Source organism: Paenibacillus sp. alder61 (assembly GCF_020179875.1).
GTDB lineage: Bacteria > Bacillota > Bacilli > Paenibacillales > Paenibacillaceae > Fontibacillus > Fontibacillus faecis.
In genome coordinates, this window is the sequence record NZ_JAIUDG010000001.1 from 427,614 (window position 1) to 441,404 (window position 13,791).

The window sequence follows — 13,791 nt, forward strand, 5'->3', positions numbered from 1 at the left end:
AAAAGAGCTTAATATCCATTCCGAGGTGAAGTAACATGGAGCTTCAAATTTCATTATTTGCGGGCCTGGCCGACCGGATCGGAACGTCAAGCCTCCGGTTTGCCTGCGAGGAAGCCGCGCTTACCGCCGGAAGGCTGAAACAGCTGCTGGCCGAAGCGTACCCTGCCGCCGCCTCCCTGATCGACGTTTCCTTTGTCGCCGTTAACCAGGAATACGCCGCCGGAGACAGCCCCATCGCCGAACATGACGAAGTGGCGCTGATTCCGCCCGTCTCGGGGGGAGAAGACCCGAAGGAACGAACCGGCAGCGAGTCCGAAGACGGGATGTTCGCCATCACCGAAAGCCCGCTATCCATCGATCGCATCTCCCATAAAGTGATTACCGCCAATCATGGAGCCACCTTAACATTTATCGGCACAACACGCGAAATGACGGAGGGGCGCCGAACGATTCATCTGGAGTACGAAGCTTACGTTCCCATGGCCCTGGCCAAATTGCGGCAAATTGGCGCTGAAATCGGCGAGAAATGGCCCGGAACCCGCTGCGCCATCAGTCACCGGATCGGGAGGGTCGACATCGCCGAAGCCAGCGTAGTCATCGCCGTCTCTTCGCCGCACCGCGCAGCCTGCTACGAAGCCAGCCGTTACGCTATCGAGCGGCTTAAGCAGATCGTTCCGATCTGGAAGAAGGAAGCCTGGGAAGACGGCAGCGAATGGAAAGGCCACGGATTGGGACCCTGGGATCCTTCGGCTCCGGGAACATTTTCCTAATTCCAAGGCCTTTTGTCTTATCAAGAGCATTGTCAACCCAATTATTCCCTGCTATGATTAAGAAAAAATGCAGATTAACGAGGTGTCAATGTCCTTGAAAGTACATATTATGGATCTCAGTCCCGGCGACCGGCTAGAGGCCGACGTATTCAACAACTTTGGTGTTCTTGTTCTTCAGAAGGATAAAGAGCTGACCAACGACGCAATTGTCAAACTGATGCAGCATGGAATTGATTATGTCGACGTTTCTCCCCAAACCGCCAAAGCTCAGACCGCGGCTGCGAGGCAGCAGATTCCGGAGCATGTACTTAAAGTTCAGCCTTACTTTGATGAAGCGGTGGACGGGTTTGAGTCGATTTTCTTGGAAGCGTTGTCCAATGGCACCTTTGACGAGGAGAAGATCAATCAGCTGCTTACGCCGATGATGAATGAACTGATCGCCCAAAAAGACGTGGTTTCCCTGCTCTTGCTGTTAAATGACAGCGACAATTATACATATAACCATTCCTTGCAGGTGGGAATGCTTTCTTATTATATCGCTTCCTGGCTGGGCTATCCTAAAGAGGAAGCTTTTGCGGCGGGAAAGGCGGGGTACTTGATCGATATCGGTAAAAGCCTCGTTCCCCAAGAAATACTACATAAACCCGGCAAATTGACCCCGGAGGAATTTGAGGAAGTCAAGCGCCACACGACATACGGCCACGACATTATTTTGAAATCGACCGGAGACGAATTGTCGGCCCTCGTCGCTTTGCAGCATCATGAGCGGGAGGACGGCAGCGGATATCCGAAAGGCTTGCACAGTTCGGAGATTCATCCGTACGCCAAAATAGCCGCTGTCGCCGACGTGTATAGTGCAATGACCTCGAACCGGGTCTATCAAAGCAAACAGGAATTCCTGACCGTATTGCGGGAGCTTAACAGCCTCAGTTTCGGAAAACTGAGCCCCGAGCCGACCCAGGCGCTGATCCGCCACCTGCTTCCGAATTTCATCGGCAAGCGGGTGCTGCTGAGTTCCGGCGAGATGGGATCGATCGTGATGACGAACCAGACCGATTTCTTCCGGCCCCTCGTCCAAACCGACACCCGATTTGTCGACCTGTCCAAAGAGAAAGAAACTTCGATTTCGGAAGTCTATATGTGAGACAAACCCAATAAAATGATTAAAAAAACAGCCCGTTCATCCGATATAGATAGAAGTGAGATCAGGAAGGTGGCTGAAATGAACATCATGCATGAGTTAAAAATGGCAGTTACATTGGAACACCAGGTCGTCCTGACATTGGAAAACGGAGATTCGGTCGTCGGATTGCCCAAATGGTCCTCTCATCCCGAGAAAGTACAGGTCCGCACGATCGAAGGAGCGGTATGGCTGATGCTGGATGAAATCAAGCATGTCACTAGAATTATTCCGTTCCAGTAATAAAGTACATAATTTTCCAGACACGCAAACACGTGTCCGTCTGCGAACCCGCCCTCGCAAACGGACGCGTGTTTTAATTTTGCCGAAATAACCGATGTTCTCTCTGACAAATCCGATGATACTATTCGTTTGATTTTGCCCAGCTTGATATCATTTTCATCGAATCTACAACCGAAAATTTCGATGTATCGATAACGGGAGTGGGTGGTTTTGATTCTCGAGCTTGCACAAGCAATCGTTCGGCAAACTGATGATAATGGTATATATTTTGCTTGTTCCAAGGTCCTCCCCTAGCCAACAGCCGTTGCATCCGGGCTTCAAGACTACAGTGAAGATGAAGATATTTTATGTTGCTAAAATAGCGGATGCGGTCACAAATTTGTATATTGTATGGTGAAGGAACATTTCCGAACAAAATAGTTTTCCTGCCATACTTGGCGAGCTGATAGGCTATTCTTATCCAATTGTTACAAGCTGTCTGATAGTCGTCGTGATTCACAATCAAATCCATATCGAACACTGTGAAATCATGCATCCGTTTTCCCAGCTCTTGGGATATGGTAGTTTTTCCGGAACCGCTGCAGCCCGTTACTATAAAAAGAGGTATATTCATTTTAGGACTCACCCTTTCATGTTCAAACTCTAGCTCCTTTCTTCTACTAGAATATGATAAAAAATAATAGTGGTTTGGACAAAGCATAACAAAAAAAGAATCCGCAGAAAAATTCTGCGGATTCCGTATATGGCCTCATCGGTTGAAACTTACTTTACCCGATGCTGCCTTCCATCTCGAACTTGATCAAGCGGTTCATTTCCACCGCGTATTCCATCGGCAGCTCCTTGGTGAACGGTTCGATAAAGCCCATAACGATCATTTGCGTCGCTTCGGCTTCGGACAACCCGCGGCTCATCAGGTAGAAGAGCTGTTCCTCGGAAACCTTCGATACGGTAGCCTCGTGCTCCAGTACAATGTTGTCGTTCATAATCTCGTTGTAAGGAATCGTATCGGATGTCGATTCATTATCCAGAATCAAGGTGTCGCACTTGATGTTGGATTTCGCGCCTTCCGCTTGGCGTCCGAAGGAAGCCAGGCCGCGGTAGGTCACTTTGCCTCCATGCTTACTGATCGACTTGGAGACGATCGTCGACGTCGTATCCGGTGCCAGATGAATCATCTTCGCCCCGGCGTCTTGATGCTGGCCTTTGCCCGCAACCGCGATCGACAGCACGCTGCCTTTCGCTCCGCGGCCTTTCAGCACAACCGCCGGATATTTCATCGTCAGCTTGGAGCCGATATTTCCGTCAACCCATTCCATCGTCGCGTTTTCTTCCGCAACCGCACGCTTGGTAACGAGGTTGTAGATGTTCGGTGCCCAGTTTTGGATCGTCGTATAGCGGACGCGCGCGTTCTTCTTACAGATGATTTCCACCACGGCGCTATGCAGGGAGTTCGTGCTGTAGATCGGCGCCGTGCAGCCTTCCACGTAGTGTACGAAGCTGTCCTCGTCGGCGATGATCAGCGTACGCTCGAACTGTCCCATGTTCTCCGAGTTAATCCGGAAGTAGGCCTGCAGCGGCACTTCGCATTTTACGCCCTTCGGCACATAAATGAAGCTGCCGCCGGACCATACGGCGCTGTTCAGGGCGGCAAACTTGTTGTCCGCCGGCGGAATCACCGTACCGAAATATTCGCGGAAAATTTCCGGATGTTCCTTCAAAGCCGTATCGGTATCCATGAAGATAACGCCCTGGTCTTCAAGGTCCTTCTGCATGCTGTGATAAACGACTTCGGATTCATACTGCGCGGATACGCCAGCCAAAAACTTCTGCTCGGCTTCGGGAATCCCCAGCTTGTCGAAGGTTTCCTTAATTTCGGCAGGAACCTCTTCCCATGTTTTCCCCTGCTTCTCCGACGGTCTAACATAGTATTGAATATCGTTAAAATCCAGCTCATCCAAATCTCCGCCCCAACGCGGGAGCGGCATCTTTTCGAACTGTTCCAGGGATTTCAGCCGGAAGTTCAGCATCCATTCCGGTTCTTCCTTAATACGGGAAATTTCCGTGACGATTTCGCGGGTCAAGCCTTTCCCCGTCTGGAAAACCGCCTTGTGCTCATCCCGGAAGCCATATTTGTACTCTTCCAACTCAGGCGCCTTCTTAGCCATGCTGCATTACCTCCTTAAGTTATGATCCTTCGTTGATCCCTTTTTTCAGGGCGTTCCACGCCAGCGTCGCACACTTGATGCGGGCGGGAAATTTATTGACGCCGGACAAGGCTTCGATATCCTCGTAATCGTCGAATTCCGCGGGCTCCCCCTTCATCAAGGAAGAAAAACGCTCCGCGAGTTCCATCGCTTCTTCAAAGGTCCGCCCCTTGACCGCCTCCGTCATCATCGAGGCGGAAGACATACTGATCGAGCAGCCTTCTCCCGTAAAACGGGCGTCCTTGACGATGCCGTCTTCCACTTTCAGTTGCAGCGAAATGCGGTCTCCGCAGGTCGGGTTGTTCAGGTCGACCGTCAGGCCGCCATCTTCGAACTTTCCGCGGTTGCGCGGGTTTTTATAATGATCCATAATAACGCGGCGGTATAAATCGTCCAATTGCATTACGCGAAGTACTCCTTTGTTTGGATTAAAGCTTCCGCCAAACGATCGATGTCCTGCTCCGTATTATACAAGTACAGACTCGCTCTTGCCGTCGCACTGGCCTCAAGCCAGCGCATCAGCGGCTGACAGCAATGATGGCCCGCCCGGATCGCGATACCCTGCGAGTCCAGCACGGTAGCCACATCATGGGGATGCACATCAAGCAGATTGAACGTCAGCAGCCCGACCTCACGTTGGCGCGGTCCGTAGAGCGTAACGCCCTCGATCTCCGACAACCGCTCGATGGCATAAGCCGCGAGCCGGGTTTCATGCCGGTGGATCTCATCCATCCCGATGCTTTCCAGGAAATCGATCGCTGCCGCCAGACCCACCGCTCCGGCGATGATCGGCGTACCGCCTTCGAATTTCCACGGAAGCTCCTTCCAGGTGGACTCGTACAGGCCGACATCGTCGATCATTTCACCGCCGAACTCGATCGGTTCCATCGATTCCAGCAGATGCTTCTTACCATATAGTACCCCAATCCCGGTCGGAGCGCACATCTTATGTCCGGAGAAGGCGTAAAAATCGCAATCTAAATCCCGGACATTCACCTTCATGTGCGGGGTGCTTTGCGCCCCGTCGACGACCATGACCGCGCCGTGTCGATGGGCGATTTCCGCCATCTCCTTCACCGGATTAACCACGCCGAGCACGTTGGACACGTAGTTGGTGGCGACGATTTTCGTTTTGTCGGTCACCGTCTTCTCCACATCCTCAATGGCGATATGGCCGTCCGGTTGGAGCGGAATGAATTTCAGCGTCGCCCCGGTTTTCAGCGCGAGCTGCTGCCACGGAATCAGGTTGCTGTGGTGTTCCATTTGCGTAATGACGATTTCGTCCCCGGCGCCTACGGCCGATGGGCCGTAGGAGGAGGCGACCAGGTTCAGCGCGGTCGTCGTACCGCGGGTAAAAATAATCTCCTCGGTCCGCGCCGCCCCGATAAACCGGGCCACCTTCTCCCGGGCTCCCTCATAGGCATCCGTCGCCCGGCTGCCCAACGTATGAACGCCGCGGTGCACGTTGGCGTTATCGTATTCGTAATATCGCTGGAGCGCCTCAAGCACGACCCGCGGCTTCTGGGAAGTCGCCGCGCTGTCGAGGTAAACGAGCGGATGGCCGTTGATTTCCTGATTCAGAATCGGAAATTGCTCCTTGATCAGCTCCGCGTTCATTGGCCTAACTTCCTTTCCACCAGGCCCTGCAATTGTTCCTGCAGCTGCTCCAGCGGAATGTCGGAAACGACCGGAGCGAGGAAACCATAGATGATCAAACGCTCAGCCTGCTCGCGGGTAATCCCGCGGGACATCAGATAGTAAATTTGCTCCTGGTTCACTTGACCGACGGACGCGGCGTGACCCGCCGTGACATCATCCTCGTCGATCAACAGAATCGGATTGGCGTCCCCGCGCGCTTTCGGGCTCAGCATCAACACTTTTTCGGTCTGCTCGCCGTTCGCTTTCGTTGCGCCCTTTTCAATTTTCGTAATCCCGTTAATAATCGCAGTCGCCTGCTCGCGCATGACGGCCCGCGTGATCATTTGGCTATCCGAGCTCTTGCCGAAGTGAATCGCTTTGGTCGTGTAGTTCAGCTTTTGGGAGCCGGAACCGACCGCGATCACTTTCGCGTCGGACAGAGAGCCGTTGCCTTTAAGAATCGACAGCGTTTCGCTCACGGAATCTCCGGCATTCATTTCGCCGACGATCCACTCGATGCTGCCGTCATTGTCGATCACGGCGCGGCGATGGATCAGATCCGTCGTTTGCTCGTTGAGATGGTGCACCGTAGCGAATTGAACCTTCGCTCCGGCCTTGACGAAGACTTCCGCCGCTCCGTTATGAACGATCTTGCTTTCATAGGAACCGGAAATGTAGTTATCGACGTAAGTGACGCGGCTGTTGCTCTCGGCCACAATCAATACGTGCGGAGCAAAAGAGGCCGACGGGTCGTCGATCAGAAAGATGCTTTGCAGCGGAATTTCCACTTCGACATTTTTCGGAACATACAGGAAGACCCCGCCGTTCCAAAGCGCGGCATGCAAGGCGGTCAGCCGGTTCTCCTCCGGCTTCACCGCCGTATGCAGGTACGTTTTAACCAGATCGCCATGTTCGCGCACAGCGGTTTCCAGATCGGTAAAAATAACGCCTTTCGCCGCCAAATCGGCGGACAACCGGGTGTAAACGACCGAGCTGTTGTGTTGGACAAGCAGGTTGCTGTCCTCTTTCAAATCGACCAGGGATGCGACTTGGGCAGGCAGTTCCTGCGACCGGGCCGGCTGGCCCGAACGGAAAGCTCCGAAATGGCTCAGGTCCCAGCGTTCCAGCTTCGTCTTCTCCAGCTTCGGCAGTTCAAGCTCCGCGGCGAGCCGGAGGCCCCCCACGCGGCTTTCGGTCAACCAAGCCGGTTCCCCGTTGCCCGCGGAAATGCTCTGCAGTGTATTCGGTTCTACCGGAAGAACGGTTTGAGTTGTCATCTTTGGGTTCTCCTCCTTCCGCTTAGGCTTCTTGTCCTACGGTTTCGTCCACAATGCCGAGTTCTTCCTTAACCCAGTCGTAACCGTCGCGTTCCAAACGTTCCGCCAGTTCCGGACCGCCGGATTTGACGATGCGGCCTTGCATCATGACATGGACGTAATCCGGTGTAATATAGTTAAGCAAACGCTGATAGTGCGTAATGATCAAGAAACCGCGCTCTTCGCTGCGCATCGAGTTTACGCCGTTCGCTACGATCCGCAAGGCGTCGATGTCGAGACCGGAGTCGATTTCGTCAAGGACGACGATTTTCGGATCGAGCAGCATCATCTGCAGAATTTCGTTCCGCTTTTTCTCCCCGCCGGAGAAACCTTCGTTCAGATAACGGTGGGCAAACTCGGGATTCATTTCAAGTTCCTTCATTTTGCCTTCCATTTGGCGGATAAATTTGATCAGCGATACCTCATTGCCCTCGCCGCGGCGAGCATTGATCGCGCTGCGAAGGAAGTCGGAATTCGTTACGCCGGCAATTTCGCTCGGATACTGCATCGCCAGGAACAAGCCGGCGCGGGCGCGTTCGTCAACTTCCATGTCAAGGACGTCTTCGCCGTCCAGCGTAACCTTCCCGTCCGTAACTTCATACTTCGGATGCCCCATCAACGCGGAAGCCAGCGTACTTTTCCCCGTCCCGTTCGGACCCATGATCGCGTGGATTTCCCCGCCCTTTATCTCAATATTGATCCCTTTCAGAATCTCCTTGCCTTCGATTGTCGCTTTAAGTCCTTCCACAACGAAATGTGTAGCCATTTTTTTTGCTCCCTCCATTAGTCGTTAATTTCCAACCTTTTTCTGAACTGAAGTCATTATATCATAACAACTATCAATTTAGAATCATTCTAAATAATAATTATTAGACTAGCGTGTCCTAATGATTCTCACTGATTCTCATTACATTCTAACCTACTTTTTTGCCTGAATCAACGTACAAGGGTATATCCCATATGCCGGTCCCTAAACTAAGCCCTTCCCATAAGAAAAGGGCCCGGCCCCATCGGCCAAAGCCCTTTCAAAGCATGTCCGTTGCCTAACCTAGTTTAGCCCAGGTAGGAACGGAGCATCCACATATGTTTTTCGAGTTCGCCTTTGAATCCGGTCAGCAGATCGCTGGTTGCTTCATCGCCTTCCTTGTCGGCCAGCTCGATCCCTTCCTGGAACGATTCCGACAGGGTGGCGAAATCCTCGATCAGGTTTTGCACCATCGTATTCGGATCTTCCTTCCCGGTAGCCTCCTGGATGGTGGCAAGCTCCAAGTACTCCTTCATCGTCGCGGCCGGACTGCCTTTGATCGTCAACAGCCGTTCCGCGATCGCATCCATTTTTTCACTGATTTCATTATATAGCTCCTCAAATTTAACATGGAGGGTGAAGAAGTTGTCCCCCTTCACATACCAGTGATAATTGTGGATTTTCACATAAAGGACATTCAGGTTGGCAACCTGTTCGTTAAGAACCTGCTCCAAACCGGATTTTTTCGTTTTTCCGGAAGTCTTCGAGTCCGTTTTAGCCATCATAAACCCTCGCTTTCGATAAGGTATTAAACGCCGATCATTGTTGATTTACCCGTACCGGTAAAGGTCGAAACAAACGAATCGTACCGGCTTCATTATGCCCCGTTCCTGGAAAAAGAAATACGAAGGTTTTCAATGTGAGGGAACGTCCGCGGCGACTGTCATTTCCCCGCCCGGATCGCCTCGTTCAGCCAAAAGGAAACTCTTCATTAGAATATCTAAAGAATATCTAAAAAAAGGGATACAAAATCAATTACTTTTCCGATATACTAACTAAAAATAAAATTTTAATTGAATGCATTCGTCTTTTTTTCCTGGACTGCAACATAAAATCCAACAACAAACCAACCCTTAATTATGGAGGTGTCTCTATTGGCGGCGTATACCCCGTTAACTGTAGAAGATGCAATTGAGTTCGCCCGCAAAGTACCGGACTTTTTCTTACCGGAAACCGAACTGGAATGCGAGGAAATCGGAGACGGCAACCTGAACCTGGTGTTCAGAATCCGCAGCTCCGCTCAAAATAAAAGCCTGATCATCAAACAAGCGCTGCCCTACGCCAAAGTCGTTGGCGAATCCTGGCCGCTTAGCCTTGACCGGGCCCGCATTGAACGCGAAGCGCTGATCATTCAGCACAAACTGTGCCCGGATCTCGTACCGGCCGTGTACGGTGGGGATTCCGACCTGGCAGTTACGATCATGGAGGATCTGTCCGATCACGTCATTATGCGGAGGGGCCTGATCGAAGGCCGCACTTATCCCCGATTTGCCGAGCATATCGGGCGGTTCATCGCCACAACGCTGTTCTTTACATCGGATCTCGGGATGAACCAACAGCGCAAAAAGGAAATGGCCGCTTCCTTCACCAATCCGGATTTGTGCAAAATTACCGAGGACCTCATCTTTTCCGACCCTTACCGGGATTCCGAAAATAACGACATTTCCGCGGATATCCAAGCGGAAGCGGAGAAGCTGTGGACGGACGAGCAGCTGCATCTGGAGGTTGCGCTGTTAAGGGAAAAGTTCCTGACGCACGGGGAAGCGTTGATCCACGGGGATTTGCATACCGGAAGCATCTTTGTGACCGAAACGTCCACCAAGGTGATCGATCCCGAATTCGCTTACTACGGCCCGATCGGATTCGACCTGGGCGCGGTGATCGCCAACCTGCTCTTGAACTTCGCCGCCCAGCCGGGCTGGAACAACGACCGTGCGTTGCAAGACAAGCATCGCGCCTGGCTGCTGGATACGATCCGGGACGTATGGGCGCATTTCGAGCGGCATTTCGAACGGCTTTGGGAGGAGCATGGGGAAGACCCGATATTCCGGCTGCCCGCTTATCGGGAGCATTACCTCCGCAAAGTGCTGCAAGACTCGATCGGGTTTGCCGGCTGCAAGGTCATTCGCCGCATCGTCGGGTTGTCGCATGTGGCCGACATCGATACGATTGCGGATGATGCCCTTCGCCATCAAGCCAAAGTCACCGCGCTGACCCTCGGAAAAGCGCTGATCAAGAACGGGCGGCAGGCCGCATCGATCGAGGACGTGTTGACGATCGCCAAGCATGCCGCCGCAGCGGAAGGAGCGATCGTATGACCTCATCGCCGAAACCAAACCCTGCCGCTTCCGGCTCCGGCCCCAGCGCCGACGGGCCGCTGCTGAGTCTCCGCTGGGCGGAGAACAAGCTGCTCCTCCTCGATCAGCGGCTGCTGCCGGGGGAGATCGTCTTCCTTGAGCTGACGACGCCCGAGGAGGTATGGGACGCCATTCACGGGATGAAGGTGCGGGGCGCCCCCGCCATCGGCATCGCCGCCGCCTATGGCGTCGTCCTTGGCGCCCTCCGCTACGCGGGCGCCCCCGCAGGCTGGCTGCCGGCGGTCAACCAGGCGGCCGCGCATTTGGCGACGTCGCGTCCGACCGCCGTCAATCTGTTCTGGGCGCTGGGCAGGATGAAAGAACGCGCCGAGGCGCTTTCCGCCGGACCGGACGCGGACAACCTCGCGGCGTTGACGCAAGGCCTCCTGGAAGAGGCGAAGTCGATTCACCTGGAGGATGAAGAAGTGTGCCGCCGCATCGGCGAGTCGGCGCTTCCTCTGCTCAAAGACGGGATGGGCGTGCTGACGCATTGCAACGCTGGCGGCCTTGCCACGGCGAGATACGGAACCGCGCTCGCGCCGATCTACCTGGCTCACGAGCAGGGAATGACGCTTCGGGTATACGCCGACGAGACCCGCCCGGTCCTGCAGGGCGCCCGGCTCACCGCTTTTGAACTGCAGCAGGCCGGCGTGGACGTCACGCTCCTGTGCGACAACATGGCCGGCATGGTCATGCAGAAGGGCTGGGTCGAAGCCGTTATCGTCGGCACCGATCGCGTCGCCGCCAACGGGGACGTCGCCAACAAAATCGGGACGTATTCCCTGGCCGTGCTCGCCAAGGCCCACGGCATTCCCTTCTATGTCGCTTCGCCGCTATCCACCATCGACCTCGACACCGAGAGCGGGAAGGATATTCCGATCGAGGAGCGGCCGGACACCGAAGTGACGGAAGCCTTCGGAAAAAGAACGGCGCCGGAAGGAATCAAGGTGTTCAACCCGTCGTTCGACGTGACGCCGAACGAACTGGTGACGGCGATCATCACCGAAAAAGGCATCGTTCGGGCCCCATACCGCGAGAGTTTGGCCAGGCTCTTTGCGGATAAATAAAATATAAAATATTTCCATGTGAAAATATGCTGGTTAGGGACTACCCTTGTCCCCCCTGGAATGCTATGATGTTTAGTGCTAGCAATATTTAATGAAGTTTTGGGGGCTATATGGACAAGCACAGCGAAACCAAGAGTAAAGAGGACTTAGGCTATCTTTTTAACGTGGAAATTCTGATAAGGAACGAGACCAACGCCAAGGCGCTGCAGTCATTGCTGCAGGTGCTGAACCAAGGGGAAGACATTATCGATTACAAAATCAATTCGGGGATCGAGCTGGGTGAAATAATCGAATCCTTGCTGACCGAGAAAAAAAAGTCCATTATCTCCAAATCCTATAAACGGCTTACAAATGCGGAATCGGAAAAAAAGGCGCCGGAACCCAAAAAAACGACCAGTCCATTCGAGCAGTTCGCCGGCAGCGAGGAGTTTCAACAGTGGATTAAACGGCACATCGCCGATAACCGCCTCGTCCGCCTGCTCGTCAACCGGAACGGGGAACGCATCAGCATCCCCTGCCGAATTCTGAATTTTCTTGCGGAAACGTCAACGATCAATGTCTATCATGTGGACGAAAAACAGGTATATACCTTCAATCTTAACGAGATTATCGAGTTCAGTGAAAAATAAACAAGCCCCTCGGCTCATAAACCAACGGCTGGAAGCTTCCTAAGGAAGACATTCCAGCCGTTTTTCTGTATCCCTGGCCGCCTCGGTTCCACCGCCTAAGAGCGGCTTCTCCCCGTCACGGCCAGGGCGAACATCAGCCAGCCGGCGATAAAGGAAACGCCGCCCAAAGGCGTGATCGGACCGAGCCAGCGCCAGCCCGTAACCGCCATCAGGTACAGGCTTCCCGAGAACAACACGATCCCGGTCAGGAACAGGCGGTTCGCCCATACGAGCCGCCGGGCCTCCCCGCCGAAACCGGCCGCCACCGAAGCCAGCAGGATCCCCAGGCCGTGAATCATATGGTAATGGACACCGGTTTCATAGGTTCCGATCGATTTTTCTCCGATATGCGGTTCCAGAACATGGGCTCCGAACGCCCCCAGCGCTACGGCCAGCAGCATCAGGACTGCCCCGATCCCCGCAAAATTCCGCTGCATGCTTTCCCCTCCTTACTATCCGATTTGAATGCTAATTAGCTGCCATTCCTCTTATCATACTCCAGACCACGGCGGGTTTCCAGCTCGAAGGTCAGCTTTAAACTTGAGCGATCATCGGCCGAACCGGGACGCGAATATTGATTTTTCCGGGAAACTGTGAAACATTAAATGGGAGAAGGATAACCTGTTTTCAAAGGAGATCGATTTCATGGAAAATCAAGAACCCCATCAATTCAATGGTTTTACACCTTACCCGGACCTGCCGGATGCTCCTGACGCTATGTCTCCCCTCAAGCACTCCGGCCCAGGGATCGCTTCCTTCATATTAGTGCTGCTTGCCATCATCGGATACATTGTGTCTCTGGCCCTCGTTACCGTTGCCGTCGTCAGCATCGCGGATCAGCCGATTGAAGTTATCGCCGAAAGCATGATGAATCAGATGGGGGCTTTGCTCGGCGTTCTATTGATGATGGTTTCGGCCGTATTTCATCTCGCCGCGCTTATTTTGGGCGTCATCGGCCTGGCGATCAAAAACCGGAAAAAGTTGTTCGCCATTCTCGGCGTCTCTTTCTCGGGCGGTTCCTTGCTCCTGTTGATCTTCTTGTTCACCGTCGGCTCCCTGATGTAGTTCCGCGGAACATCTGAATCCGCTGAACAGCGGACTGGTGCCCCGTCAGACATCCAAATCGTATGGGATCCACGGCGATCAAGGTGCCTGGTACACTTTCCAACCCTTCCAACTTTAAAAGATGCAAATCTGCAGGTATTTTAGGCTGATTCCCGAGGGGATGCGAAAAAAGATGCAAATCTGCAGGCATTTCCAGCGATTTTAGAGAAACGAGCCGGTTTCGTCGAAAACTCCTGCAGATTCGGCTAGGCCCCCTTATTTCGGAGTCCTACCCTACAATGTTTATGAATTCACAGGACTGCTCCTTATTCTGCCGTATTACACCGCTCTATGAAAGGCAGAGGTGTCTTCCAGTGTCCTCACCCATATTGAGAACTTCGCTGGAGACATTTTTCTTAAGTTACCGTGAATTTTTCGGTTGTTGTAAAAGTCCATGTATTGGTCTAGTGCCTCATAAGCTTCATCCAGGGTCATAAAG

Annotated in this window: 16 protein-coding genes; 7 read left to right on the forward strand and 9 right to left on the reverse strand. The window is 53.2% G+C overall.

Features of this window, described 5'->3' with window-relative positions; genetic code table 11:
* Positions 1–35: 35 nt before the first annotated feature.
* The 3 genes from moaD (at position 36) to LBW89_RS01885 (ending at position 2,193) form a co-directional block, all read left to right on the forward strand.
* Positions 36–770, forward strand: coding sequence for a molybdopterin converting factor subunit 1 (gene moaD, locus LBW89_RS01875; protein ID WP_225038296.1), 735 nt, complete (start codon positions 36–38; stop codon positions 768–770).
* 94 nt (positions 771–864) lie between these two features.
* Positions 865–1,914 (forward strand): HD-GYP domain-containing protein, encoded by a 1,050-nt coding sequence (locus tag LBW89_RS01880; RefSeq protein ID WP_225038297.1) that lies wholly within the window; start codon positions 865–867, stop codon positions 1,912–1,914.
* A gap of 78 nt (positions 1,915–1,992) precedes the next feature.
* Complete coding sequence (locus LBW89_RS01885; RefSeq protein ID WP_225038298.1) at positions 1,993–2,193, forward strand: hypothetical protein; 201 nt, start codon at positions 1,993–1,995, stop codon at positions 2,191–2,193.
* 121 nt (positions 2,194–2,314) lie between these two features.
* On the opposite strand, the gene LBW89_RS01890 is transcribed toward LBW89_RS01885, so the two are convergent.
* The 7 genes from LBW89_RS01890 to LBW89_RS01920 form a co-directional block, all read right to left on the reverse strand.
* The gene (locus LBW89_RS01890; protein WP_225038299.1) at positions 2,315–2,806 is read right to left on the reverse strand and encodes an AAA family ATPase; all 492 of its coding nucleotides are present in this window, start codon (positions 2,804–2,806) and stop codon (positions 2,315–2,317) included.
* Between the two features lie 154 nt (positions 2,807–2,960).
* The gene (sufB, locus tag LBW89_RS01895; protein ID WP_148450572.1) at positions 2,961–4,358 is read right to left on the reverse strand and encodes a Fe-S cluster assembly protein SufB; all 1,398 of its coding nucleotides are present in this window, start codon (positions 4,356–4,358) and stop codon (positions 2,961–2,963) included.
* A gap of 19 nt (positions 4,359–4,377) precedes the next feature.
* Positions 4,378–4,800, reverse strand: coding sequence for a Fe-S cluster assembly sulfur transfer protein SufU (gene sufU / locus LBW89_RS01900; protein WP_148450573.1), 423 nt, complete (start codon positions 4,798–4,800; stop codon positions 4,378–4,380).
* Positions 4,800–6,014, reverse strand: a complete 1,215-nt coding sequence (locus tag LBW89_RS01905) for a cysteine desulfurase (RefSeq protein ID WP_148450574.1) — start codon at positions 6,012–6,014, stop codon at positions 4,800–4,802. Before LBW89_RS01905 ends, sufU begins: the two co-directional genes overlap by 1 nt.
* A complete protein-coding gene (gene sufD, locus LBW89_RS01910; RefSeq protein ID WP_148450575.1) occupies positions 6,011–7,312 on the reverse strand; it encodes a Fe-S cluster assembly protein SufD in 1,302 nt (433 codons plus the stop codon). The genes LBW89_RS01905 and sufD overlap by 4 nt, the downstream gene beginning before the upstream one ends.
* Before the next feature lie 22 nt (positions 7,313–7,334).
* Positions 7,335–8,117, reverse strand: coding sequence for a Fe-S cluster assembly ATPase SufC (gene sufC / locus LBW89_RS01915; protein ID WP_148450576.1), 783 nt, complete (start codon positions 8,115–8,117; stop codon positions 7,335–7,337).
* A 287-nt stretch (positions 8,118–8,404) separates the two neighbouring features.
* A complete protein-coding gene (locus LBW89_RS01920) occupies positions 8,405–8,878 on the reverse strand; it encodes a Dps family protein (protein ID WP_148450577.1) in 474 nt (157 codons plus the stop codon).
* Positions 8,879–9,250: 372 nt separating this feature from the next.
* Here LBW89_RS01920 and mtnK point away from each other — a divergent pair, with 372 nt between their 5' ends.
* From mtnK to LBW89_RS01935, 3 genes are all read left to right on the forward strand, one after another.
* Positions 9,251–10,474 (forward strand): S-methyl-5-thioribose kinase, encoded by a 1,224-nt coding sequence (mtnK, locus tag LBW89_RS01925; RefSeq protein WP_148450578.1) that lies wholly within the window; start codon positions 9,251–9,253, stop codon positions 10,472–10,474.
* The gene (mtnA, locus tag LBW89_RS01930; RefSeq protein WP_148450579.1) at positions 10,471–11,580 is read left to right on the forward strand and encodes an S-methyl-5-thioribose-1-phosphate isomerase; all 1,110 of its coding nucleotides are present in this window, start codon (positions 10,471–10,473) and stop codon (positions 11,578–11,580) included. The genes mtnK and mtnA overlap by 4 nt, the downstream gene beginning before the upstream one ends.
* Before the next feature lie 110 nt (positions 11,581–11,690).
* Entirely contained in the window at positions 11,691–12,209 is a 519-nt protein-coding gene (locus LBW89_RS01935) for a hypothetical protein (protein WP_148450580.1), read from the forward strand.
* Positions 12,210–12,304: 95 nt separating this feature from the next.
* On the opposite strand, the gene LBW89_RS01940 is transcribed toward LBW89_RS01935, so the two are convergent.
* Positions 12,305–12,685 carry a DUF423 domain-containing protein gene (locus LBW89_RS01940; protein WP_225038300.1) on the reverse strand — a complete coding sequence of 127 codons (381 nt, stop codon included), beginning with the start codon at positions 12,683–12,685 and terminating at the stop codon, positions 12,305–12,307.
* A 208-nt stretch (positions 12,686–12,893) separates the two neighbouring features.
* Between LBW89_RS01940 and LBW89_RS01945 the strand changes: the two genes are divergently transcribed.
* Positions 12,894–13,313, forward strand: coding sequence for a hypothetical protein (locus tag LBW89_RS01945; RefSeq protein WP_148450582.1), 420 nt, complete (start codon positions 12,894–12,896; stop codon positions 13,311–13,313).
* Between the two features lie 318 nt (positions 13,314–13,631).
* Here LBW89_RS01945 and LBW89_RS27840 read toward each other — a convergent pair whose 3' ends face one another.
* Positions 13,632–13,787, reverse strand: coding sequence for an IS3 family transposase (locus LBW89_RS27840; RefSeq protein WP_225038313.1), 156 nt, complete (start codon positions 13,785–13,787; stop codon positions 13,632–13,634).
* Positions 13,788–13,791 lie beyond the last annotated feature (4 nt).

Bases quoted from the DNA above. Each gene is read 5' to 3' on its own strand.
- moaD (WP_225038296.1), top strand. From the start codon at position 36: ATGGAGCTTCAAATTTCATTATTTGCGGGCCTGGCCGACCGGATCGGA.
- LBW89_RS01885 (WP_225038298.1), top strand. From the start codon at position 1,993: ATGAACATCATGCATGAGTTAAAAATGGCAGTTACATTGGAACACCAG.
- LBW89_RS01890 (WP_225038299.1), bottom strand. From the start codon at position 2,806: ATGAATATACCTCTTTTTATAGTAACGGGCTGCAGCGGTTCCGGAAAA.
- sufB (WP_148450572.1), bottom strand. From the start codon at position 4,358: ATGGCTAAGAAGGCGCCTGAGTTGGAAGAGTACAAATATGGCTTCCGG.
- sufU (WP_148450573.1), bottom strand. From the start codon at position 4,800: ATGCAATTGGACGATTTATACCGCCGCGTTATTATGGATCATTATAAA.
- LBW89_RS01905 (WP_148450574.1), bottom strand. From the start codon at position 6,014: ATGAACGCGGAGCTGATCAAGGAGCAATTTCCGATTCTGAATCAGGAA.
- sufD (WP_148450575.1), bottom strand. From the start codon at position 7,312: ATGACAACTCAAACCGTTCTTCCGGTAGAACCGAATACACTGCAGAGC.
- sufC (WP_148450576.1), bottom strand. From the start codon at position 8,117: ATGGCTACACATTTCGTTGTGGAAGGACTTAAAGCGACAATCGAAGGC.
- LBW89_RS01920 (WP_148450577.1), bottom strand. From the start codon at position 8,878: ATGGCTAAAACGGACTCGAAGACTTCCGGAAAAACGAAAAAATCCGGT.
- mtnA (WP_148450579.1), top strand. From the start codon at position 10,471: ATGACCTCATCGCCGAAACCAAACCCTGCCGCTTCCGGCTCCGGCCCC.
- LBW89_RS01935 (WP_148450580.1), top strand. From the start codon at position 11,691: ATGGACAAGCACAGCGAAACCAAGAGTAAAGAGGACTTAGGCTATCTT.
- LBW89_RS01940 (WP_225038300.1), bottom strand. From the start codon at position 12,685: ATGCAGCGGAATTTTGCGGGGATCGGGGCAGTCCTGATGCTGCTGGCC.
- LBW89_RS01945 (WP_148450582.1), top strand. From the start codon at position 12,894: ATGGAAAATCAAGAACCCCATCAATTCAATGGTTTTACACCTTACCCG.
- LBW89_RS27840 (WP_225038313.1), bottom strand. From the start codon at position 13,787: ATGACCCTGGATGAAGCTTATGAGGCACTAGACCAATACATGGACTTT.